The sequence below is a fragment of the Polaromonas aquatica genome (genome assembly GCF_050626995.1).
Taxonomy (GTDB): domain Bacteria; phylum Pseudomonadota; class Gammaproteobacteria; order Burkholderiales; family Burkholderiaceae_C; genus Polaromonas; species Polaromonas aquatica_A.
On record NZ_CP192467.1, the window covers coordinates 2818542 to 2841780 of the forward strand.

At 61.6% G+C, this 23239-nt stretch carries 20 protein-coding genes; 12 read left to right on the forward strand and 8 right to left on the reverse strand.

What is annotated here, in order from left to right:
* Window positions 1-42: 42 nt before the first annotated feature.
* Window positions 43-723: an OmpW/AlkL family protein gene (locus tag ACQ4MS_RS13410; RefSeq protein WP_431095109.1), complete on the reverse strand. Its 681-nt coding sequence runs from the start codon at window positions 721-723 to the stop codon at window positions 43-45.
* A 404-nt stretch (window positions 724-1127) separates the two neighbouring features.
* Between ACQ4MS_RS13410 and ACQ4MS_RS13415 the strand changes: the two genes are divergently transcribed.
* Window positions 1128-1463 carry a DUF805 domain-containing protein gene (locus ACQ4MS_RS13415; protein WP_431095110.1) on the forward strand — a complete coding sequence of 112 codons (336 nt, stop codon included), beginning with the start codon at window positions 1128-1130 and terminating at the stop codon, window positions 1461-1463.
* Between the two features lie 110 nt (window positions 1464-1573).
* Here the strand turns inward: ACQ4MS_RS13415 and groL are convergent, their stop codons facing one another.
* The 3 genes from groL to ACQ4MS_RS13430 form a co-directional block, all read right to left on the reverse strand.
* Complete coding sequence (gene groL, locus ACQ4MS_RS13420; protein ID WP_431095111.1) at window positions 1574-3226, reverse strand: chaperonin GroEL; 1653 nt, start codon at window positions 3224-3226, stop codon at window positions 1574-1576.
* Between the two features lie 92 nt (window positions 3227-3318).
* On the reverse strand, window positions 3319-3609 hold the full coding sequence (locus ACQ4MS_RS13425) for a co-chaperone GroES (protein WP_007872916.1): 291 nt from the start codon (window positions 3607-3609) through the stop codon (window positions 3319-3321).
* 306 nt (window positions 3610-3915) lie between these two features.
* On the reverse strand, window positions 3916-4917 hold the full coding sequence (locus tag ACQ4MS_RS13430) for an AraC family transcriptional regulator (protein WP_431095113.1): 1002 nt from the start codon (window positions 4915-4917) through the stop codon (window positions 3916-3918).
* A 91-nt stretch (window positions 4918-5008) separates the two neighbouring features.
* Here ACQ4MS_RS13430 and ACQ4MS_RS13435 point away from each other — a divergent pair, with 91 nt between their 5' ends.
* The 6 genes from ACQ4MS_RS13435 to ACQ4MS_RS13460 all read left to right on the forward strand — a co-directional run bounded on the left by ACQ4MS_RS13435 (window position 5009) and on the right by ACQ4MS_RS13460 (window position 11919).
* A complete protein-coding gene (locus ACQ4MS_RS13435) occupies window positions 5009-6238 on the forward strand; it encodes an MFS transporter (protein WP_431095114.1) in 1230 nt (409 codons plus the stop codon).
* 15 nt (window positions 6239-6253) lie between these two features.
* Window positions 6254-7300, forward strand: a complete 1047-nt coding sequence (locus ACQ4MS_RS13440) for an NADP-dependent oxidoreductase (protein ID WP_431095115.1) — start codon at window positions 6254-6256, stop codon at window positions 7298-7300.
* A gap of 214 nt (window positions 7301-7514) precedes the next feature.
* The gene (locus ACQ4MS_RS13445) at window positions 7515-8003 is read left to right on the forward strand and encodes a DUF2231 domain-containing protein (RefSeq protein ID WP_431095116.1); all 489 of its coding nucleotides are present in this window, start codon (window positions 7515-7517) and stop codon (window positions 8001-8003) included.
* 277 nt (window positions 8004-8280) lie between these two features.
* Window positions 8281-9786 carry an ATPase domain-containing protein gene (locus ACQ4MS_RS13450; protein ID WP_431095117.1) on the forward strand — a complete coding sequence of 502 codons (1506 nt, stop codon included), beginning with the start codon at window positions 8281-8283 and terminating at the stop codon, window positions 9784-9786.
* Window positions 9787-11280: a hybrid sensor histidine kinase/response regulator gene (locus ACQ4MS_RS13455; RefSeq protein WP_431095118.1), complete on the forward strand. Its 1494-nt coding sequence runs from the start codon at window positions 9787-9789 to the stop codon at window positions 11278-11280.
* A 432-nt stretch (window positions 11281-11712) separates the two neighbouring features.
* Window positions 11713-11919 carry a hypothetical protein gene (locus tag ACQ4MS_RS13460; RefSeq protein ID WP_431095119.1) on the forward strand — a complete coding sequence of 69 codons (207 nt, stop codon included), beginning with the start codon at window positions 11713-11715 and terminating at the stop codon, window positions 11917-11919.
* Window positions 11920-11964: 45 nt separating this feature from the next.
* Here ACQ4MS_RS13460 and ACQ4MS_RS13465 read toward each other — a convergent pair whose 3' ends face one another.
* Together ACQ4MS_RS13465 and metK are read right to left on the reverse strand one after the other, a co-directional pair.
* The gene (locus tag ACQ4MS_RS13465) at window positions 11965-13317 is read right to left on the reverse strand and encodes a CHASE3 domain-containing protein (protein WP_431095120.1); all 1353 of its coding nucleotides are present in this window, start codon (window positions 13315-13317) and stop codon (window positions 11965-11967) included.
* A 290-nt stretch (window positions 13318-13607) separates the two neighbouring features.
* The gene (metK, locus tag ACQ4MS_RS13470) at window positions 13608-14789 is read right to left on the reverse strand and encodes a methionine adenosyltransferase (RefSeq protein ID WP_431095121.1); all 1182 of its coding nucleotides are present in this window, start codon (window positions 14787-14789) and stop codon (window positions 13608-13610) included.
* Window positions 14790-14965: 176 nt separating this feature from the next.
* On the opposite strand from metK, the gene ACQ4MS_RS13475 reads away from it, so the two are divergent.
* Window positions 14966-15826, forward strand: a complete 861-nt coding sequence (locus tag ACQ4MS_RS13475) for a lysophospholipid acyltransferase family protein (RefSeq protein ID WP_431095122.1) — start codon at window positions 14966-14968, stop codon at window positions 15824-15826.
* Entirely contained in the window at window positions 15823-16719 is an 897-nt protein-coding gene (locus tag ACQ4MS_RS13480) for a lysophospholipid acyltransferase family protein (protein ID WP_431095123.1), read from the forward strand. The genes ACQ4MS_RS13475 and ACQ4MS_RS13480 overlap by 4 nt, the downstream gene beginning before the upstream one ends.
* An 86-nt stretch (window positions 16720-16805) precedes the next feature.
* On the opposite strand, the gene ACQ4MS_RS13485 is transcribed toward ACQ4MS_RS13480, so the two are convergent.
* On the reverse strand, window positions 16806-17717 hold the full coding sequence (locus tag ACQ4MS_RS13485) for an alpha/beta fold hydrolase (RefSeq protein ID WP_431095124.1): 912 nt from the start codon (window positions 17715-17717) through the stop codon (window positions 16806-16808).
* Between the two features lie 102 nt (window positions 17718-17819).
* A complete protein-coding gene (yihA, locus tag ACQ4MS_RS13490; protein ID WP_431095125.1) occupies window positions 17820-18548 on the reverse strand; it encodes a ribosome biogenesis GTP-binding protein YihA/YsxC in 729 nt (242 codons plus the stop codon).
* A gap of 209 nt (window positions 18549-18757) precedes the next feature.
* Here yihA and ACQ4MS_RS13495 point away from each other — a divergent pair, with 209 nt between their 5' ends.
* The 3 genes from ACQ4MS_RS13495 to ccsB all read left to right on the forward strand — a co-directional run bounded on the left by ACQ4MS_RS13495 (window position 18758) and on the right by ccsB (window position 23231).
* Entirely contained in the window at window positions 18758-19432 is a 675-nt protein-coding gene (locus ACQ4MS_RS13495; RefSeq protein ID WP_431095126.1) for a c-type cytochrome, read from the forward strand.
* Between the two features lie 206 nt (window positions 19433-19638).
* Complete coding sequence (locus ACQ4MS_RS13500) at window positions 19639-21846, forward strand: cytochrome c biogenesis protein ResB (RefSeq protein WP_431095127.1); 2208 nt, start codon at window positions 19639-19641, stop codon at window positions 21844-21846.
* A complete protein-coding gene (ccsB, locus tag ACQ4MS_RS13505) occupies window positions 21843-23231 on the forward strand; it encodes a c-type cytochrome biogenesis protein CcsB (RefSeq protein WP_431095128.1) in 1389 nt (462 codons plus the stop codon). The genes ACQ4MS_RS13500 and ccsB overlap by 4 nt, the downstream gene beginning before the upstream one ends.
* The last annotated feature ends 8 nt before the right edge of the window (window positions 23232-23239 follow it).

Sequence of the window (23239 nt, forward strand, 5' to 3'; positions counted from 1 at the left end):
GCTCACAATGTGCGATCTTGCCTTTGGGTGGCAATCGCGGAATCAGAACCTGTACCCCAGTTGCAAGGTAAAGCAGTCGGGGTCAAGGCCCACATCAATGGTCTGGTTGGTGCTCAGCGTGCCTCGGGTTTTCAGAAAAGTTTTGGCGTAGCTGGCTTCCACAAACCATTTTGCGTCAAGGTTAAACATGCCGCCCAGCTGCACGGTGGGAGCCCATTTCGATTTGAAAGAAACGCCGGTGGGAGGTCCTCCCGGGTTGGTCAGTGATGTCAGCAAGGCTGTGCCGCGTTCCCTGTAAAACCTCACGTAGGACAGACCCGCGCCCAGGTAGGGGCGAAACGTGGCGTTGGCATCAAGGAAGCGGTATTGGGCGACCAGCGTGATGGGCAAGGCACGGGTTTCGGCCACCTTGCCGACACCGGCGAGTACGCCGGCACCGCTGACGTCATGCCTGAAGCCCAAACCCAGCGGCAGGTGCAGGCTGATGTGATCGGTGGCCATGTAGTTCACCGCGGCCGTTAACCTGGAATCACTGCTGACGTCCACTCTCGCATCAGGAATAACACCTGCTCCGGAAGGCAACGACAGGCTGCCGCTGTCCACGGAGGGCGTGATGCGCGTGATGCCGGCCGACACGGACCAGGTTCCTGCTGGTTGTGCAAAACTGTGTGCGGAGCAGGTTACCAAGGTCGCTGCAATGAAGAGCTTCAGGGAATGGGTCATGGATGAGCACCTGAAAGTGATCGGATTGCCGTCGCGCCGGCGTGGGGTCATGACGACATCTGCGGCAGGGAATGGCGATGGAAGCATCCGGCGGATCATGAAAGTCATGGTAGCGGCAAGCGCAAGCACCCGGTGTCTCCAGCAAGGGTTTTAGGATCAGGCTGTGGTGTTGTTGCCGAAGCCGTTGTGGATTCCACGCCTTGCGCACAGATTGGGTGCGTGGTTCCCTGTTTGTGTGCTGACGCCGCGGCACGCGGGGTGCAGATGCCGGGCGGAACGAAGACAAGGTCCTGCAGCTCTTGCAGCTCCTGAAGTGGGAGGACGCCGGAGGGTGGCTCTGCCGGGCGCATTATCATGTGGCGGGGAATCCACCCTGTTTCAATCTTGCGAGGAGGATAAATAACATGAACTTTGCTCAATCCATTTCCGTTTGCCTGGGGAAATATGTCGACTTTTCAGGCCGTGCAACCCGTTCCGAGTTTTGGTGGTTTTTTCTGTTCCAGTTGCTTGTTTCAATCGTGGCGTCTTTTCTGGGTGGCACGATCAGCTCACTGGTCAGCCTGGCGTTGTTGCTGCCGGCGTTGGCCGTTGGTGCCCGCCGCCTTCACGACATTGGTAAAAGCGGCTGGTGGCAGCTCATTTCGTTCACCGTGATCGGTATTCTGTTGCTGATCTATTGGTTTGTGCAGCCTTCGGATGAAGGCAGCAACCAGCACGACAAAGAGCCTGCCGCTGCTTGAGCGTCTGAAGCGACTGAAGTTTTAGCGACCATAAGAAAACCCCGCAGGGCTTGCGCCTTGCGGGGTTTTTTGTTGGGAGCCCGGAGTTCCGGGCTGCGCCAAGGGCGTATTTACATGCCCATGTCGCCCATTCCGCCCATTCCACCCATGCCGCCAGGCATGCCGCCGCCGCCAGCTGCTTCTTCCTTCGGAGCTTCAGCAATCATGGCTTCGGTCGTCAGCATCAGGGATGCGACGGAGGCTGCGTTCTGCAGTGCGGTGCGGGTGACCTTCGTGGGATCCAGGATACCCATTTCGATCATGTCGCCGTAGGTGTCGTTGGCGGCATTGAAGCCGTAGTTACCCTTGCCGGCCAGCACGGCGTTCACGACGACGGAGGCTTCGCCGCCTGCGTTGTAAACGATTTCGCGCAGGGGAGCTTCAATGGCGCGCAGCACCAGCTTGATACCGGCGTCCTGGTCAGGATTGTCACCGGCGATCTTGCCTGCAGCTTGCTTGGCGCGCAGCAGGGCCACGCCGCCGCCGGCCACAATGCCTTCTTCCACGGCAGCGCGGGTAGCGTGCAGCGCGTCTTCCACGCGGGCCTTCTTTTCCTTCATTTCGACTTCGGTGGCAGCGCCAACCTTGATCACGGCAACACCGCCGGCCAGCTTGGCCACGCGCTCTTGCAGTTTTTCGCGGTCGTAGTCGCTGGTCGCTTCTTCGATCTGGACGCGGACCTGCTTGACGCGGGCTTCGATGTCCTTGGCTTCGCCGGAACCGTCGATGATGATGGTGTTCTCTTTGCCCACTTCGATGCGCTTGGCTTGGCCGAGGTCAGCCAGCGTCACTTTTTCGAGCGACATGCCGACTTCTTCAGCGATGACCTTGCCGCCGGTCAGGCAGGCGATGTCTTCCAGCATGGCCTTGCGGCGGTCGCCGAAGCCAGGGGCCTTCACAGCCACAACCTTCAGGATGCCGCGCAGGGTGTTCACCACCAGCGTTGCCAGGGCTTCGCCCTCGACTTCTTCGGCAATGATCAGCAGCGGACGGCCGGCCTTGGCAACTTGCTCCAGGGTAGGCAGCAGGTCACGGATGTTGCTGATCTTCTTGTCGTAGAGCAGAACAAAGGGGTTGTCCAGCAGTGCGGACTGCTTTTCAGGATTGTTGATGAAGTAAGGGGAGAGGTAGCCGCGGTCGAACTGCATGCCTTCGACGACGTCGAGTTCGTTTTGCAGGGACTTGCCGTCTTCCACGGTGATCACGCCTTCCTTACCAACCTTGTCCATCGCGTCGGCAATGATCTTGCCGATGGATTCGTCGGAGTTGGCGGAGATCGATCCGACCTGGGCGATTTCCTTGGAGGTGGTGGTGGGCTTGGAAGCCTTCTTCAGCTCTTCGGTCAGGGCCAGCACGGCCTTGTCGATACCGCGCTTCAGGTCCATCGGGTTCATGCCGGCGGCCACGTACTTCATGCCTTCACGAACGATGGCTTGAGCCAGAACGGTGGCGGTGGTGGTGCCGTCACCGGCGTTGTCGGAGGTCTTGGAAGCAACTTCCTTGACCATCTGCGCGCCCATGTTCTGCAGCTTGTCCTTCAGTTCGATTTCCTTGGCGACGGACACACCGTCCTTGGTCACCGTGGGGGCGCCGAACGAGCGCTCCAGAACCACGTTACGGCCTTTGGGGCCCAGGGTTACCTTGACGGCGTTGGCCAGGATGTTCACACCCTCGACCATGCGTGCGCGGGCTTCGCCGCCGAAAATTACGTCTTTTGCTGCCATGATGCAGATTCCTTAAAGTTTATGGATGAAATCGCCTGCTAGCTCAGGTAAAACATGCGCTAGCAGCTATCAAATAAATAGCAGATGAGAAATTACTTCTCGACCACTGCAAACAGGTCTTCTTCTTTCATGACGAGCAGCTCGTCGCCGTCGACCTTCACGGTCTGGCCGCTGTATTTGCCGAACAGCACGCGATCGCCGACTTTCACGCCCACGGGGCTCAACTCGCCCTTGTCGTTTTTCTTGCCTGGGCCAACGGCCAGTACTTCGCCTTGATCAGGCTTTTCTGCGGCGCTGTCAGGAATGACGATGCCGGAAGCGGTTTTGGTTTCGTTTTCCACGCGTTTGACGATCACGCGGTCGTGCAAAGGACGAAGTTTCATGAGAGCTCCTTGTTTGAGAACAATGGTTTTGGGAAAGCAAAAACACCCAGTTAGAAGTGGGTGCTCGTTAACTTTGTGGAGTGAAGGCTTGTTAGCACTCAATACCAGCGAGTGCTAATCATAGAGGCATTTGGGGTGGTTTTCAAGGCCGGGCGGTAAATCTGTCGGTGGCCGCCTCCGCTGGTGGCAGCCAGTGATCTTTCTCTCACCGCACTGTTGAAGGCCTGTTTACCAGTTCGTTGGGCTTTGGTACGGGTCTCGACATAAGCTGTTGATCTCAAAGAGATTTCCGACCAAATGGGTGAGTCAAAAGGCACTGCGCGCCTTGCTCGGCGCATGGCCGATGACACGCTTGAACGCGCGGCTGAAGGAAGCCTCGGAGTCGTAACCCAGCCGGTCGGCGGCCGTGGTGACACGCATTCCGTCTTGCGCGATCCAGCTGCGTGCCTGGAACATGCGGATACGGGCCACGTACCTGGCCGGACTCTCGCCCACCGATTCCTTGAATGCCTGGGCAAAGCGTGATCTTGATGCGCCCATGATGTTCGCCAGCTCAGGCACGCTCCAGTCCTGCTCCGGTGTCGCGTGAATGGCGGCCAGCACCTTGCCCACGCCGGGCGAGCGCAGCGCCGCGATCCAGCCTGTCGAATTGCTGCAGGCGCATTCCACCCAGGCGCGGATGATGGTCGCGGCGAGCACATCGGCCATGCGGGCCAGGATGCCGCAGGCGCCCATGCGGTTGAGCGAGGCCTCCCGCTCCATCGCATCGAGCAGCATGGGCACGCCCGGGTCGCGCTGTGCCAGGTCGCCGGCGCGGATCACCTCCGGCATCATGGCCAGCAAGGGATGCAGCGGGTCGAGGTTGAACTTCATGGTGCCGCAGAACATGACGTGCGACGGGGCCTGCGCCGCGGGCGCTCCGTCCCGCAGCAGGTAGATATCGTCCGCGACCCGCTCGCGATCAAAGGCCGCGAGGGCCACTGGCGGAACCTCAGGTGAGCTGGCCACGGTGTGGGCCGTGCCGCGCGGCAGCAGCACCGCGTCGCCTGCCTTCAGTTCCATCCATCCGGACGGCTGCGTGTGCAACCAGCAATCTCCGCTGGCGACGAAATGGAAACGCGCGGTGGCTTGCGCGGCAAAGGAAATCGCCCACGGCGCATGCATCACGCAGCGGCCGTACTCCACGCCGTCCAGGCGCAGGCCCAGCAGGATTTTGGTGAGGGGGTCGGGCCCGGCAGCGGGAAGGCCTGCGCCTTCATGTGGAGGTTGGATGACGGGCGTGAAAGTTCTGGAGGAATCGTCAAGCATTTCGGCTCTTTCGCCATGGAAATGTGTGGATGCTAGGCCTAAGCTGGTCACCTTGTCCCCAACAAGGCTTCCCAACAAGGCTTCACATCCCATGTCATCAAATTCCTCTTCTGCGTGCCTCGATCCGCTGGCCGCTGGCGCCACCTCCCCCAACGATTCACCCGGCGAGGCTGCCGCTCTCTGGGCGGCGGTCGCTTCACTTTCCCTCGGCGTTTTCGGCCTGGTCACGGCGGAATTCCTGCCGGCCAGCTTGTTGACCGCCATGGCGGCCGATCTCCACGTCACGGCGGGCGCCGCAGGTCAGGCCGTCACGGCCACCGCGCTCGTCGGTGCGGTGGCTGCGCCGACCATTCCCCTGCTGACGGCGCGCTTCGACCGCAAGCGGGTGCTGCTGACGCTCACCGCCCTGCTGCTCGTGTCCAACGTGCTGGCGGCGACGGCTGGCTCGCTCGCGGTACTGTTGTTCGCGCGTGTGGTGCTCGGCATCGCGCTTGGCGGATTCTGGTCCATGGCGGCGGCACTGGCCATGCGCCTGGTGCCGGAACGGCTTTTCCCGCGCGCCATGTCGCTGGTGTTGACCGGCGTGTCCATTGCCACCGTCTGCGCGGCACCGGTCGGTGCCTGGATGGGCAACGTGTGGGGATGGCGCAGCGCTTTTGTCGCGGCGGGCGCCGTCGGCTTGCTCGCTTTCCTTGTACAGCTGGTGGCGTTGCCGGCACTGCCGCCGCGCGACCAAGCCAGCTTGAAGGGCCTGCGCGATCTGCTCACACGGACCCCGGTACGCATTGCGCTGCTGGCAGTGTTGCTCGTGATCTCCGGACACTTTGCGGGCTTCACCTACATCCGGCCTGTGCTTGAAGACGTGACGAAGCTGTCTGCGGCTGCGGTCTCAGCTGTGCTTCTGGGCTACGGCATAGGCGGCTTCTTCGGGAACTTTGCGGGGGGCTGGATCGCGGGGCGTAGCGAACGCCTTGCGATCGTCGCCGGCAGCGGCATGATCGCCCTGCTTGCGGCTGCACTGCTCATCGGCGGCAGCTCCACCGTGGTCACCGCCGTGGCTGTCACGCTGTGGGGTTTCGCGTTTGGCGCATTCCCGGTCGGCTTCCAGACCTGGATCGTGCGGGCTGCCCCCGACCAGGCGGAGGCCGCGGGTGGCCTGCTGGTGGCCGCGTTCCAGATCGCCATTGCCACAGGCGCCATTGCGGGCGGGCTTATGGTTGACTGGACCGGAGCGCTCGGTGCCCCCGCATTGGCCATGGTGGCTGTGGTCCTGGGCGGCCTGCTGGCATGGCAGCGCGGCCCGGGATCTGGCCGCAGCTGAACCACGGAGGCCATCATGATGACAAATCTGAAACCAGGTCCGGACGTCAATCGGCGCATTACGCTGGCGGCGCACCCGAACGGCCTGCCTGTTGCGTCTGACTTCCATCTCGTGACAGAGCCAGTGCCGCGTCCGGGCGAAGGCCAGGTGCTCCTGCGAACGCATTTCCTTTCGCTGGATCCGTACATGCGCAACCTGATGGACAGGATCGGGCCCGGATACGCGCCTCCCGTTCCGCTGGGTGGCACCATGCCTGGCGGCACCGTCAGCCGGGTCGTGGACTCCAGGCATCCCAACTATCGCCCCGGTGATCTCGTGATCGCCAACGCCGGCTGGCAGGACTATTCCGTCAGCGACGGGAACGACCTGCTGGCCGTCGCTGACATGGCGCGACCCTCCCTGGCGCTGGGGGCGCTCGGCATGCCGGGCTTCACGGCGCACGTCGGCCTGCTGGACATTGGCCAGCCAAAGGCCGGTGAAACCGTGGTTGTCGCGGCGGCCACCGGTGCAGTGGGTGCCATGGTCGGCCAGATCGCGAAGCTCAAGGGCGCTCGCGTCGTCGGCATTGCTGGCGGTGACTACAAGTGCCGGCAAGCCGTCGACGACCTGGGCTTCGATGCCTGTGTTGACAGGCATGCACCATTATTTGGGGAGCAGCTTGCTGCTGCATGCCCTGCGGGCGTTGACGTGTACTTCGAGAACGTCGGCGGCGACGTATTGTCGGCAGTTCTTCCCCTGCTCAATTCTGGCGCGCGTATGCCCCTGTGCGGCTTTGTCGCGCATTACAACGACTCGGCAGCCTCGTCGCCAGGCGCCAACCAGCTGCCGCAGTTCCTGGCCGCCATTCTGCAGAAGCGGGTGCGGGTACAGGGCTTCATCATCCTTGACTACTATGGCGAGCGGTTTGATGAGTTCCGCCGCGAAATGGGCGAATGGGTCAACCATGGGAAGGTCAAAGCGGTGGAGCACGTCGTCCATGGCCTGCTGAACGCGCCCGCCGCGCTGTCAGATTTGCTGCAGGGCCGGCACTCCGGCAAAGTTGTCGTGCGCCTTGAGGCCTAGCTGCGGAGGCGACGGATTGCGGGGATGCCTCTTGCGAGCATGGAGGCTGTCCGGCGGCGCTACAGCTTGGTTGTCGCTTCGCAGGGAGAAGCCCGGCGGCAATGATGAAGCCAAGGCAGTAGGAACGCACTGACGCCAATTTCAGACGTATACGTCCGCTTGCTGACGGCTGGCCGGAGTGCAATGGCGAACTCCCCAACCAGTGAGGCCAACCATGCGCGCCAAAGCCCGTTTTCTCGGCCATCCCATCCATCAGATGCTCATCGTTTTTCCGCTGGGCCTGCTGGGAACTGCCGTGGTGTTTGACGGCGTGTATCTCGCCACGGAAGACAACTTCCTGGCCGTCGCCGCGTACTGGATGATGGCCGCGGGGCTCGCAGGCGGCGCGCTGGCCGCGCCTTTTGGCTTTATTGACTGGCTGGCTATTCCCAGTGGAACCCGGGCAAAGCGGATAGGTGCCATGCACGGGGCCGGCAACGTCCTTGTGCTGTTGCTGTTCGCGGTCAGTTTTTTCCTGCGCGACCGCGAATACTCGCCTCAACTGGGCGAAATGGCGTGGTCCTTCGGCGGAGTGGCACTGGCCTTGGTGACTGCATGGCTTGGCGGCGAACTGGTCGCCCGGCTGGGCGTTGGCGTGGACGAAGGCGCCAGCGTCAATGCGCCAAGTTCATTGCGGGACCAGCCGCCGGCCAGGCCGGTTTGATGGCCTGCCAATTGTTCTGCACAAGGCTCACCCCGCGCCGACAGGTGCTGCGGCATCCTGGTTGAATCGGGCAACCGTCCGCACCCCATTGCGTCGTGCGAGGGCTAAACGCGGATTACAAGCAAATGGCCTGTTGGCCTACACATAGCTCAGCCCGAAAACAGGGGCAGGCAGCATTGCTCGCGAAATAATTATTGAATGTTACAAGCCGCGCTGCCTTATTACGTGTTGCGGTTCCATTTTTCCAACGCTGGCGATTCCCACATCAGTTGCTGCCATGACCCTTCAAAAAACACGTGCCGAACTCAGCTTCCTCTCCACAGGTATTCCCGGGCTTGACAATATTCTGGGTGGCGGGCTGCTCAAAGACCGCATCTACCTGATTGAAGGTGAGCCCGGAACAGGAAAGACCACCACCGGCTTGCAATTCCTGGTGGCCGGGGCCCAGAAAGGGGAATCGGTGGTCTACATCACGCTGGCTGAAACTGCCGCCGAACTCGAGGGCGTGGCGCAGTCCCATGGCTGGGAGTTGGGCGGTATCCATATCCATGAGGTTTTGCCGCCGGAAAACCTGCTAACGCCCGAAGCCGAGTACACGATGTTCCATCCCTCCGAGGTGGAAATGGGTACCACCACCCAGATGATTCTTTCGGTGATCGAAAAGCTCAGGCCCACACGCGTCGTGATTGACTCTCTCTCCGAGCTCCAGTTGCTGGCAGACACCCCTTTGCGCTATCGCCGGCAGGTACTGGCACTCAAGCAGTTTTTTGCCAGCCGCTCCTGCACGGTGATGCTCCTGGACGACCGGACGGCCGCAGGCATTGACCTGCAGGTGCGCAGCATTGCCCATGGTGTGATCACGCTCGATCAATCTGTCAAGGAGTACGGCGCGGAGCGCCGCCGCATCCGCGTCGTGAAATACCGCGGCGTTGCCTTTCGCGGCGGCATGCATGACTACGACATCCAGCACGGCGGCCTTTGCGTGTACCCGCGGCTCGTCGCGGCCGAGTCGCGCGTGATCGGGAAACGGGTGCAGCTCCGAAGCGGCCTGGTGGAGCTTGATACGCTTCTGGGCGGTGGCCTGGAGGAGGGCACGAGCACGCTCATCGCCGGGCCTCCCGGCACTGGGAAGTCGTCGCTGGCGGCCCAGTTCGTCACCGCTGCCGCTGCACGTGGGCAGACGAGCGCCATGTTTCTATTTGAAGAGGCCGCCAACAATTTGCTGAACCGGGCGGATGGCCTGGGCATGAAAATCCGCGAGCCTTATGAAAGTGGTGCGTTGAGCATTCAGCAAATTGATCCGGCCGAGCTGTCTCCTGGAGAATTCGCGTCCGTGGTATGCCAGGCCGCCGACCGTGGATGCAAAGTCGTCGTCATCGACAGTATTAACGGCTATCTCAATGCCATGCCGGATGAGCGTTTTCTCAGCACACATCTGCACGAATTGCTGACGTATCTCGGCCAGCGCGGCGTAGTGACCATTCTGGTGGGCGTCCAGCAAGGCATGCTGGGTGGCCAGATGTCCACCGCGGTGGATGCCAGTTACCTGGCCGACAACATCCTCATGTTACGTTACTTCGAACATGACGGTGAGGTCAAGCAGGCTGTGTCGGTGTTCAAGAAGCGCGGCAGCATGCACGAGCGCACCATCCGCGAGTTCTCCATGTCCCGCAACGGCATCCACGTTGGCCTGCCCCTGCGCGGTTTCCGCGGCATCCTGACGGGGGTGCCGGTCTATATCGGCAATGACCCTGAACCGGATGCCTCCCGCGGAGCGAAATAAGTGGAGCGGCGGATTGTCATCTGCGCGCCTACCGGGCGGGATGCGGCGCTGACCGCCAAAGTGCTCCAGTCCGTGGGTATTCACAGCATTGTGTGTGCGAACACCGACGAACTCATGAAGCAGTTGCCGCTGGGTGCCGGCGCCCTCCTGCTGGTAGAGGAGGTCGTCAGTGGTGCAGCCATGCGGCCGTTGGCGGAATACGTCGCAACCCAGCCTACCTGGTCCGACATTCCTATCCTCCTCCTGACGCGCAGCGGGGCGGACTCGCTGGACGTGCAGCGGGCTGTGGAGTATCTGGGTAACGTGACGCTGGTGGAGCGGCCGGTGCGGACCATCGCGCTGATCACCGCCACGCGTTCGGCTGTGCGGGCGCGCGAAAGGCAATACCAGGTTCGCGATGCCGACAAACGCAAGGATGAGTTCCTCGCCACGCTGGCCCATGAGCTGCGAAACCCCTTGGCGCCGATTCGCACTTCCATGGGCATCCTCAAGCACCTTTACCCGGATTCGGGCCAGATTACACAGCTGCGCAATGTGGTGGACCGCCAGGTAACGCACCTGACCCGATTGGTGGATGACCTGCTGGATGTGGCCCGCATCACCAGCGGCAAGGTCACCTTAAAAAAGGAACGGATCACGCTGGAGTCGGTGGTCAACCATGCTGTGGAGATTTCTGCCTCCGCGATGGAGGGCAAGCAACACCGGCTGGACGTGCAGCAACCCGGCACGCCCTATCTGCTGAATGCCGATCATGCTCGCCTGGTTCAAAGCGTTGCCAATCTCCTGGTCAATGCCGCAAAGTTCACGCCCCCGGGCGGGCATATCACGCTGCGCACGGAAGTAGAGGGTCCCGTGGTGACTTTTCGCGTTGCCGATAACGGCATCGGCCTGGAACCGTCTTCGCTGGCGAAGATATTCGAGCTGTTTGCACAGACGCCTGTGGCGGGCGAAGCGCCAACCGGCTTGGGAATCGGCCTTAGCCTGGCCAGGCAGTTTGCCGAAATGCACGGCGGCACGCTTTGCGCCAGCAGCGAGGGGCCGGGCCGCGGAAGTGAATTCGTGCTGGCGTTGCCGGTTGTTCTGGAAGGAGTCCAGTTCGCCTCGCCGGTGCAGGCGGCGGCCACCAGTTTGACCAGGAGCGCTAAAAAAATCCTGATCGTGGATGACAACGTGGATGCGGCCGATACGCTGGGGGCCTTGCTGGACATGGACGGGTTTGTTGTGACAACGGTTTACGACGGTCTTGCTGCCGTAGCTGCAGCCCGGGCTCACAGGCCGGATGTTGTTGTCATGGATATTGGAATGCCAGGGATGAGTGGGTACGACGCGGCCCGCCTGATCCGTCAGGAGCCGGACAGTGAAAAAATAGTCCTCATCGCGCTGACGGGCTGGGGCCAGACGGTGGACAAAGCCCTCGCCAGTCAGGCGGGATTTAACCACCACCTGGTCAAGCCGGTGGATTACGACGGCCTGATGTCGTGCCTTTCTGCCTGAGGACGGCCAGGAAGGCACCAAGCCGGCAGGGGAAATAAAGGGAAATCCCCGGAAACGATGATCTGACTCGGGCTTGTCCTACACATGTTTCCTACCCGGCTGACGCAGGGCGGGCATGCGGCACCCTAAAGTAAAAAACCCAGCCACTCAGAGCCTTTACCGGCGCCGCCATGTTTTTAGACAGTTTTCCTTCGCACGAGCAAGACATCCGGCCATCGAGGTCAGTGCGCGAGCCTACCGCTCCGGAAACGGGAAAGTCCCGTAGCACCTGGCCTTTTATCGTGGCCGACAAGGGGTTTAGTATCCAGCCCGCTTCACAGGCTTCCCTGGCGGGTAGGTCCCCGGTGTCTGCATTTGCGTTTTCCGCCCCAGATACCAGCAGCTTTGTTACGTGATGCATTGGCAATCCGTGGTGGCGCCAGAAAGCCAAAGATGAATTCCAAAACCACTGTGGACCCGAAAAGCGATCGTAACGGCCGCAAACAAAGGTCAACTGGAAAGCCTGATGCGGCACCTACGCCCGAATACGGCAGGGAAGGGACGAACAGGACGATTCCCCAGCCTAAGGCCGACAATGCGCCTTCCGAAGAACTGGGCAATACCCCGCATGTCGGAAAAACCCCTTATACGCGCGGCTGAAGCATCGGCCAGCAGGTCGATAAATTAAACAGCGGAGGGCCCCGGTCAGGTTTGGGGCGTTGGCCTGCGTATGGCCAAGGGCAATGTGGCTGTAATGGTCGTCCCGCTGGCTGTGTCGATGTCCAGTCGGCCACCGGCTGCTTCCACCCGGTGGCGTATACCCTGCAAACCGTGTGCCGACAGCTGTATCGCTTTCGGATCGAAGCCCTTGCCGTCATCGCGAACCGATACCGTGATGTGGTCCTTGTAGCCCAGCAGGTTGATCTCTACATGCTGCGCTTCGGCGTACCTGGCAATGTTGGTCAAGGCCTCCTGGATCAGCCGGTAGATTGTCAGCTGGATGGCTTCGTCCAGCTCGACAGGCTCCAGGTTGGTCATGATGTCCAGGCCCGAACGCTGGCCAAATTCCCGCGTCAGGATTTCGAGGGTGGGTATCAACCCAAGGTTGGAGAGGGATGAGGGCCGAAGATCCTCAATAATGCGGCGCTTCAGCGCAATGCCGCTGTTCAATGTGTTCACCAGGTGTTCGATACGGGAAGGCAGTTCGCCTGCGTCGCCTGACAGCTGGGCTTTGATACGGGCAACATCCAGTTTGGCCGCGGTGAGCAGCGCGCCCAGCTCATCATGCAGCTCGCGCGCGAGGCGGGCACGCTCCTCTTCCCGGATTTGCTGCAAGTGAGTGGCCAGCTCGGTCAGGCGGGCCGTGCGCTCCCTGACCTGGCCATCCAGCAGGTCGCGCTCGGCTTGCAGGGCGTGTTGCTGGCGTTGACCTGCCTGTTCCAGGGCGGCTGTCTGGCGCAAGTACAGCCAGAAAGCCGCGAAGGCGATGGCTGCCACCAGTGTGATGCCGATGCGAGACAGCAACAGGGAGTGGCGGACTTTTGCGTATCCGTTGGCAGTCTGCTGGTTGTTTTCATCAATAAGCTGGCTGGCGCTGGTGCGTATAGCGTCCATCTGCTCTTTGCCCACTTCGGTGTTCAGTACAAAGCGCCAGGCATCCTCCTTGCCGTCGTTCTTCATGCGGATGGACAAGTCGATTTCCGCCAGTTTGCGTTGCACCGTGCGCCCCAGCCGCACCAGTGTGTTGATCTGATCGTCCCGGATGGCATAGAGCTCTCGCAACTGGTCTTGCGTCTGGCCGATATCCGCGATCGCCGCTTTGTAAGGCTCCAGGTAGGCAGTGTTGTCCGTCAGCAGATAGCCTCGCTGGCCGCTTTCCGCGTCCAGCACGTCGCGCAGCAAACGCTGGACGTGGCTGCGCGCTACATGAGCCTGTGCCACATCATCCATCGCGTCCACAGACTCGTCATATGACAGTTCGCTGATGCCGATCAGTGTGAGCAAGGCGATTAACGCGCAAACCACATTGATGGTCATTTTTTGGGGAAGGCGTCGCATGGGGGCTTTCGTGGAAATTGACGAAACGGCACCACCGCCGGTGGTGGACACCTGCCCAAAATTGTAGTTCCCGCCTCTGAAAACGCCCACGAAAAAGCCACCCAAAGGTGGCTTTGTGTTGCAGGTATGAGGCTGACTGCGGCGTAGGACGCTGCGCCTCGGAAGATGGCCTTACAGGCCCGCAGCGGCGCGAAGCGCAGCAGCTTTGTCTGTCTTTTGGTCTACGTTCACATTCGCGATGCGAATATGAACTTCGCCCGCATACCGATACCGCGCGATGCGCGGCGGCCTTACAGGCCGGCGGCAGCCTTGAGGGCTGCAGCTTTATCGGTACGCTCCCAGGTAAATTCCGGTTCGTCGCGGCCGAAGTGGCCGTAGGCGGCGGTCTTCTCGTAGATGGGACGCAGCAGGTCCAGCATCTGGATGATGCCCTTGGGGCGCAGGTCGAAGTGTTCGTTGACCAAGGCCGAAAGCTTCTCATCAGAGATCACGCCCGTGCCTTCGGTGTACACAGTCACATTCATGGGGCGGGCCACACCGATGGCGTAAGCCACCTGGATCTGGCACTGGCGTGCCAGGCCTGCGGCGACGATGTTCTTGGCGACGTAGCGGGCGGCGTAGGCCGCGGAGCGGTCCACCTTGGAAGGGTCTTTGCCGCTGAAGGCGCCGCCGCCGTGCGGGCAGGCGCCGCCATAGGTGTCAACGATGATCTTGCGTCCGGTCAGGCCGCAATCGCCCTGCGGACCGCCGATGACAAAGCGGCCAGTCGGGTTGATCAGGTACTTTGTGTCCTTGAGCCACTCTTTGGGCAGCACGGGCTTGATGATCTCTTCAATGATGGCTTCAGTGAACGAGGCCTTCATCTTGTGGGCGGTCTCGCTCTGGTCGGGGCTGTGCTGGGTCGACAGCACCACGGTGTCGATGCTGTGGGGTTTGCCGTCCACGTAGCGCATGGTCACCTGGCTTTTCGCATCGGGACGCAGGAAGGGCAAACGGCCGTCCTTGCGCAGCTGGGCCTGGCGTTCGACGAGGCGGTGCGCGTAGTAAATAGGCGCGGGCATCAGGTCCGGCGTCTCGTCGCAGGCGTAGCCAAACATCAATCCCTGGTCGCCGGCGCCGATGTTCAGGTGGTCGTCGGAGGCGTGGTCCACACCCTGGGCGATGTCGTTGGACTGCTTGTCATAGCAGACCATGACGGCGCAACCCTTGTAGTCGATGCCGTATTCGGTGTTGTCGTAGCCGATTCGCTTGATGGTGTCGCGTGCGACCTGGATGTAGTCGACATGTGCGTTGGTGGTGATCTCACCAGCCAGCACGACAAGGCCGGTGTTGGTCAGGGTCTCAGCGGCAACGCGGCTGCGCGGGTCCTGCTTGAAGATCGCGTCGAGAATCGCATCGGAGATCTGGTCGGCGACCTTGTCGGGATGGCCTTCGGAGACGGATTCGGATGTAAAGAGAAAATCGTTCGCCATTGCGTACACTCCATGAAGTTTGTCGGCGCGTTGCCGGCTGGAATGCCTCGGCGAACGCTTTAGCAGTTTGGTTTAATGTCGCCCTGCAAGTAGTTCAGTAACTCGGCGACAGCCCACATTATATGACGGCTGATTTTTGGCCGAAGTAACCTTTCGATACCCCTTTCACCTGATTCATGCCCTGGTTGTTCCGCTTCTTTTCCCTCTGGCCGCTGGCGGCCCTGCATGCGCTGGGCGGCGTACTGGGCTGGCTGGTATGGGGCTTGAGTCCGCGCTACCGCGCGCAGTTTCGGGCGCATGTAGCGCAAGCCGGATTGCCGTTCGCAGTCGCTCGCCCGGCGATTGCCGAGGCGGGGCGTTTTATTGCCGAACTGCCGAAGCTGTGGATGCGGCCGGCTTCCGAGTCCTGCCTGGGCAATGTCCGTGTCGAAGGCCAGGCGCATGCGGAGCAGGCTTTTGCTGGCGGCCGCGGCGTGATTTTTTTTGGCCCCCACTGCGGCAGTTTTGAGCTAGGCCCGCAAGCGCTCGCCGAGCTGTACGGGCCCATCACCGCGATTTACCGGCCCGCGCGCAAGGCCTGGCTGGCCCGGCTGGAGCACTTGGCGCGCGACCGGGCCAACCTCACCGTCGTGCCCGCTTCGTTGAGCGGCGTCCGCCTTATGCATAAAACCCTCAAGGCCAACCAGGCGGTGGCCCTGCTGACAGACCAGGTGCCGCCGGAAGGCCTGGGCCTTTGGGCCCCCTTTTTTGGCAAGCCGGCCTACACGATGACCCTGGCCGCCCGGCTGGCGCTGCAAAGCGGCGCAGTGCTGCTGCCTGTCAGTTGCGAGCGCCTGGCGCGCGGCAAGGGCTATTTCCTCAAGATCTGGCCTCCGGTGCAGGGGATGGACGCTTCTGATTCGGGTGCGCGTGCCGACCTGCTGCACGGCGTGACGCAGATCAACCGGGCGATCGAAGCCATTGTGCTGAGCCAGCCGGGCCAGTATTTGTGGGGCTACGCCCGCTACAAGACACCGCGCAAGGAAACCTCCCATTGAAGACGCCTCGCCAGATCGCCAGCCGGATAGTGACCCGCGGCGGCATTTTTTTCATGCGGGTGCTGGCGCTGCTGCCGCTGTCCTGGACCCGCGGCCTGGGCGTGCTGCTCGGCTGGATTTTGTACGTCGTGGTGGTTTCGCGCAGGCGTGTGGTGGCCACCAATTTCGCACTGTGTTTCCCCGGTTACCCGGCTGCGGAGCGGCGCCGGTTGACGGTCCTGACGTTTGTCTTTTTTGCTCAGGCCTGGCTGGACCGCGCCTGGCTGTGGCATGCGCCCAAAGCCTGGGTGCAGCGGCGTGTTCGGGTAACGGGTGCCGTGCAGGAGCTTGAAGGCACTGAGCCCACCGTGATATTCCTGCCGCATTTCGTTGGCCTGGATGCGGCATGGGCCGGTGTGGCGCTGCAGATGCCGAGGCCCTCAACCACCATTTACACCGACCAGTCGAACAAGCTGGTGGACCGCTGGATACTTCGGGGCCGGCGGCGTTTTGGCAACTTGCGGCTCTTTGGACGGGTCGATGGCGTCAAGCCGATTGTGGCGGCGCTACGGCAAGGGCAGCCGCTTTACCTGTTGCCTGACATGGACTTTGGCCCCTCTGAATCGGTGTTTGTGCCTTTTTACGGCATACCGACTGCCACGGTGCCGTCCCTGTCGCGGTTTGCCCGCCTGGGCCGCGCCAAGGTGCTGCCTCTGTTGCCTCGCATCACCCCGACGGGCTATGAGGTGACGGTGCTGCCGGCCTGGGCGGATTTCCCCAGCGACGACCCGGTGGCCGACACTGCGCGCATGAATGCGCAGCTGCAGGACTACATCAACACCATGCCCGCCCAGTACTACTGGGTGCACAAGCGCTTCAAGACCCGGCCTGAAGGCGAGCCAACTCTGTATTGACGTGAACAGGCAGTGCCGAAATTCAAGAGAAATAGGCCTTTTGGCCAAGCAGAATGGGCGTGGTTAGCTATTAAATCAATAGCTACCTACCGCAGAAAATTTTGCAGGTGTGCCGCCACCAGGGCCGGCTGCTCGTGCACGATCCAGTGCGTTGCGCCCTCGATGCGGCGTAAATCCATCTGCGGCACATAGTCGTTCAGGCCCTCCAGCAGGGCGGGCGGCAAGGCCGTGTCGTCCATGGCCCAGAGCACCAGCGTCGGCAGGTGGACTTCCAGCATGTCACGCGGAATGCTCACTGCGGCGGCCGCCGGGTCGTTGTGCGGCGGCCCGGGCCGGGGCGGACGCAAGGGCGAGGCGCGGTAGTAGTTGCAGGGGCCCGTCAGGCCCCGGCGCCAGATGGCGCGGTACTGGTCCTTGACGGTTTCGGTCAGCCAGGCGTGCGGCCCGCCAGCCGCCCCCATGTTGGTGAAAAAATCCCAGAGCCGTCGAAAATCGTTTTCGGCCAGCAACGCTTCGGCATCCGGGCGGATCAGGAAATTCATATAGGCACTGGCGGCTTGCTGCGCGGGCGAATGCTGCAGTTCGCGCAAAAAGGTGCCGGGATGGGGCGAGTTGATGATGGCCAGCTTTTCCATCAACGCTGGGTGGCCAGCCGCCAGGTTCCAGGCCACCGCGCCGCCCCAGTCATGGGCCACCAGGCATTCCAATTTGCCACCCTCCAGCGCAATCAGCGCGGAGATGTCCTGTACAAGGTGTTTGGGGCGGTAGGCGGCTACATCCAGCGGCGCGCTGGAATGTTCAAAGCCGCGCAGGTTGGGCGCTACGCAGCGAAAACCGCCGTTTTCGGGTCGCGCAAAGTGTTCCAGCAAGCCGTCCCACACAAAAGCAGCTTCCGGGAAGCCGTGCAGGAACATCAGGACGGGGCGGCCTTTTTCACCTGCAGTCCGGCAGGACAAGCTGATGCCGTGCGGCAAGGTGTGCAAGCTGGTAGCGATCATCTGCTATGTTTTTTATAGCTACTTGCGCCCATTCTTGCTGGGGTAAAGCCGCTTTTTACTTAAAAATCAGCGCTGCGGCGATCATGTCGGCGGAAAACCGCTTCAGTCATTGACCTCAGGCAACTCTTCAGGCGCCGGTTTGGCGGGTTTTACCGGTTTCTCTGCCGGGTGAGCCCAGTCCCACAAATGCTGGGCGACTTCCTCGACACCGCGGCGTTTGAGGGAAGAAAAGAGTTTGACGTCTCCGCCGCCGGCCTGCAGTCGCACAATGGACAGCGCCTTGGCCGCTTCCGTCTTGTTGAGCTTGTCGGACTTGGTCAGCAGCACCAGGAACTTCAGGCCGTCTTCCACGCGAGGGCGGATCACGTCCAGCAGGATTTCGTCAAGCTCCGTGAGGCCCAGCCGCGGATCGCACAGCAGCACCACGGCCTTGAGGTTGTCGCGCGTCTGCAGATAGTTGCCCATGACCTGTTGCCAGCGGTATTTGGCTTCCTTGGGCACGGCGGCATAACCGTAGCCCGGCAAGTCGGCCAGCACGGCATCCGTCACGCCCTGTTTGCCCAGGCTGAAGAGGTTGATGCTTTGCGTGCGGCCTGGGGTCTTGGAGGCGAACGCCAGCCGGTGCTGTTGTGTCAGTGTGTTGATGCAGGTCGATTTGCCGGCATTGGAGCGGCCGACAAAGGCGATTTCAGGGACATCGACACGGGGCAGGTGCTTGAGCTCAGGCGCCGTGGTCAGGAATTTGGCGGTGTGCAGCCAGCCCATGGCGATTTTGGGATCGGGTGCGCCGGTTGGGGCTGAAGGCTGTCTGGTCGGGGTGGATGAGGTCATGGTCGGGCGGTCCCTGGAAGTCGGTGCACGCTACCGGCATGCGTTGAAGGGAGCAATGGCTTCGGGGGACGGAACCCGGGAAGCGCTGAGGCGGTGCGGAGCTGTTGGGCCGTTGCCGCGGCAAGACCCGAATAATCGGGGGTGCCCTGAAGCCATTGTAAAATCAGAAAGTTATAAGTTTTGTGCGCCAACCAATTAAAACCCCCGATATGAAGCTGTTCGTTACTTCTCTCCTGGCCGCCTTGCTGGCCGTGCCCGCCGTGTCGTCTTTTGCCGCTGGCGAGGCCACACCTGCACAGGGCGCCGCCTCGGCCCCCGCAGCCGCGGCTCCGGCCAAGGTTGCCAAGCCTGACCTGGTCAAGGGCGAGGCCAGTTTCACGGCAGTTTGCGCCAGCTGCCACGGCGCCGATGGAAATTCCGGCACGCCTGTCAATCCCAAGCTGGCACAGCAGCATCCCGAATACCTGGTCAAGCAATTGCAGGAATTCAAGGCCGGCAAGCGCAAGAACCCTGTCATGCAGGGTTTTGCTGCGGCACTGTCTGATGCCGACATGAAGAACATTGCCTACTGGGCGACGTCCAAGAAAGCCAAGACGGGCTTCGCCAAAGACAAGGAACTGGTTGCACTCGGCGAGCGGATCTACCGCGGCGGCGTGCAGGACCGCCAGATCGCAGCCTGCGCAGGCTGCCACAGCCCGACCGGCGCCGGCATTCCTTCCCAATACCCCCGCTTGAGCGGTCAGCACGCTGACTACACGGCGGCGCAGTTGACGGCTTTCCGTGACGGCGGCCGCACCAACAGCCTGCCCATGAGCCAGGTCGCTGCCAAGCTGAATGACCGCGAAATCCGCGCGCTGGCTGACTACATTGCCGGCTTGCGTTGAGCAAGGGAGTGCTGGGCAGGTAATTTTTTGCTGAAAGTACCCGCAGGCTGCCTGCAGTATTGAACCCAAGCCTCCAAAACCAATCACACCAAGGCGGGTCTTTCTGATGAAAGCCCGCCTTTTTTCTTTTTCTCTCCTTTTCTTTCCTCTTCCTCTTCTTTTTCTCCGCAGGCTTTCCTGAGCAAACCGCAGGTTTCAATTCAAGCATGACAGTTTCCACTGAAGGTATGAAGGTCACATGGGGCTCCCGCAGCTTGCGGGCGTCGGTGGAACTGCTCTCGTCCATGCGGTTTTCCATTTCGCTGCTGACTGTGATCTGCATCGCGTCCATCATTGGCACGGTGCTCAAGCAGGCGGAGCCGCTGGGCAACTACGTGAACCAGTTCGGTCCGTTCTGGGCGCAGGTGTTCAGCCTGCTCAGCCTCAATACCGTGTACAGCGCCTGGTGGTTTTTGCTGATCCTGGCTTTTCTGGTCGTCTCTACGTCGCTGTGCATTGCGCGCAACACCCCGAAGATTTTTGCGGACCTGAACCAGCTCAAGGAAAACGTCCGGGAACAAAGCCTCAAGGCCTTCGGCCATCGCGCCGAAGCCGCGCTGCCCGAAGTACCCGAAGTGGCTGCACGCCGCATCGGCCAGACGCTGGTGCAAAGCGGCTGGAAGGTCAAACTGCAGCAGCGCTCCGGCGACGGCTGGATGGTGGCAGCCAAAAAAGGTGCGGCCAACAAGCTGGGTTACATCGCGGCGCACAGCGCGATCGTGCTGGTCTGCGTCGGCGGCCTGCTTGACGGCGACATGGTCGTGCGCGCGCAAATGTGGCTGAACGGAAAGTCGATCTACACGGGCGGTGGCCTGATTGCCGATGTGCCCGCGCAATACCGCCTGAGCGACAGCAACCCGACATTTCGCGCCAACTTGCTGGTGGCCGAGGGCACGCAATCGAGCACCGCCATCCTGAACCAGCCCGGGGGCGTGCTGTTGCAGGAACTGCCGTTTTCCATCGAGCTGAAGAAATTCATCGTCGAGTACTACTCCACCGGCATGCCCAAGCTCTTTGCGAGCGACATCATCATCCATGACAAGGAAACCGGCGAGAAAATCCCCGCGCGTGTGGAAGTGAACCACCCGGCCCGCCACAGAGGGGTCGAAATTTACCAGTCCAGCTTTGACGATGGCGGCTCCAGCGTCACCCTCAAGGCCATTCCCATGGCCGCGGCCAGCAAGCCCTTTGAAATCCAGGGCACGATTGGCGGCACCAGCAGCCTGACCAATGGGCGGGGTGAGGGCGCCGAAAAGTTGACGCTCGAATACACCGCGCTGCGTGTCATCAATGTCGAGAACTTCGCCTCGGGCGGCAGCATGGGCTCCGGTGCTGACGTGCGCAAGGTCGACCTGCACCAGGCCATCGATACGCGGCTGGGGGCGGCGAACAAGACGGTGACGCAAAAAGAATTGCGCAATGTCGGGCCCAGCGTGAGCTACAAACTGCGCGATGCCGCCGGGCAGGCCCGCGAATTCCATAACTACATGCTCCCCGTCAAAACCGACCCTGGTGAGAACAGCCCGGCCGTCTACCTGCTGGGCGTGCGTGAAACACCGGCCGCGCCCTTCCAGTACCTGCGTATTCCGGTGGATCCGGAGGGTGGCATGGAAACGTTCTTGCGTCTGCGCGCCGCGCTGGCCAATCCGGCGCAGCGTGAAATGGCGGTCAAGCGTTATGCCGATCTGGCCATCGGGCGCGACCGGCCGGAGCTGGCGCAGCAACTCGCCGCCTCGGCATCGCGGGCGCTGGCTTTGTTCGCTGGTGGCGGTGCCGAGGCGGCGCCGGGAGGCAATGGAAAACCCGTTGCGGGCCTGCAGGCCATTTCCGACTTTATGGAAGCCAACGTGCCCGAAGCAGAGCGTAGCCGCGCCGGTGAAGTCCTGGTGCGTATCCTCAATGGCGCCTTGTTCGAGCTGGCCCAGATGACCCGCCAGCAGGCCGGGCTCAAGCCGCTGGAGCAGGACGACAAGACGCTGGGTTTCATGTCACAAATGGTGCTGAGCCTGTCGGATGCGCATTTTTATCCGGCGCCCATGGCATTTGAATTGAAAGATTTCACGCAGGTGCAGGCCAGCGTGTTTCAGGTGGCACGCGCTCCCGGCAAGACCATTGTGTACCTGGGCTGCGCTTTCCTGATCCTGGGTGTGTTCGCCATGCTGTACGTGCGGGAACGCCGTGTCTGGGTCTGGGTGGCCCCGCGCAATGCCTCGGGTGAGGGGTCTCCCGCCGAAGGGCTTTCAGTGACAGAATCTGCTGAGAATTCTGGCCAACATAGCCAGGCCACCATGGCCTTGTCCGCCAACCGAAAAACCATGGACGGTGACAAGGAGTTCGAGATGTTGAAAACGAAACTGCTGCAGGCGCCCTTATGAATACCTCCACGATCAACACCACGGCGGTCCACACCACCACGCTGAAGGCCGGCAGCGATACCACGCTCAGCCTCAATGAAGGTTACTTCGCACGGCGCAACAGGCTGGACTGGGTTTTTGCCGCGTTGGTGGCGGGAGGCTTTTTGTATGCCTTCTTCCGTTACGGTGCCTTTATGGACGTCTACGAAAAAGGCATCCTGCTTGCGGCCATTCCATCGGCCATTGCCATGGGCTGGTTCTGGCGTCCGCTGCGTGTGTTGATGGTGGCGGTGAGTGCCTTCGCGCTGCTGGCCATTGCTTCTTACCAGGCCGACGGTGCAGGCAACCTGGCGCGCGCTGAACAGGTGTTCTGGCTCAAGTATTTCCTCTCCAGCCAGTCGGCCATTTTGTGGATGAGCGTGCTCTTCTTCATGAGCACGATTTTTTACTGGCTGGGCATGTTTTCCAAGGCCCAGAGCGACACGCTGGAGTCGCTGGGGTCCAAGATCGCCTGGGTCGCCGTTGGCATGGCACTGATCGGCACGCTGGTGCGCTGGTACGAAAGCTACCTGATTGGCGCCGACGTCGGCCACATCCCCGTCAGCAATTTGTACGAGGTTTTCGTGCTGTTTTGCTGGATGACGGCGGCGTTCTACCTCTACTTTGAGTCGCAGTACAACACCCGCGCGCTCGGCGCCTTCGTGATGCTGGTGGTCAGCGCCGCAGTCGGCTTTTTGCTCTGGTACACCGTGGTGCGCGAAGCCCATGAAATCCAGCCGCTGGTACCTGCACTCAAAAGCTGGTGGATGAAGCTGCATGTGCCTGCCAACTTCATCGGCTACGGCATGTTTGCGCTCGCCGCCATGGTGTCGCTGTCCTACCTCATCAAGCAACAGGCCGACGAAACGCGCTGGCACCGGCTCACGCCGCTGTGGATGCTGGGCGTGGTGCTTTGCTTTGTGCCCATCGTGTTTCGCAGCAAGTCGCCCGCCGAAGTGGGCGGCAGCTACTACTGGGTTGGTTACCTGGCTGTGTCCGGCCTGATCGCCGCCGGCATTTTGTTGGGCCGCAAGCGCATCGCCGCGCGCCTGCCCAGCTTTGAGGTGCTCGACGACGTGATGTACAAGGCCATCGCTGTCGGCTTTGCCTTCTTCACCATCGCGACGGTGCTCGGTGCCCTGTGGGCCGCGGAAGCCTGGGGCGGTTACTGGAGCTGGGACCCCAAGGAAACCTGGGCGCTGATTGTCTGGCTCAACTATGCGGCCTGGCTGCACATGCGCTTGATGAAGGGCCTGCGTGGCACGGTCGCCGCATGGTGGGCTTTGGTGGGGCTGGCGGTAACCACGTTCGCCTTCCTCGGCGTCAATATGTTCCTGTCGGGCTTGCACAGCTACGGAACCTTGTAACCGGCATC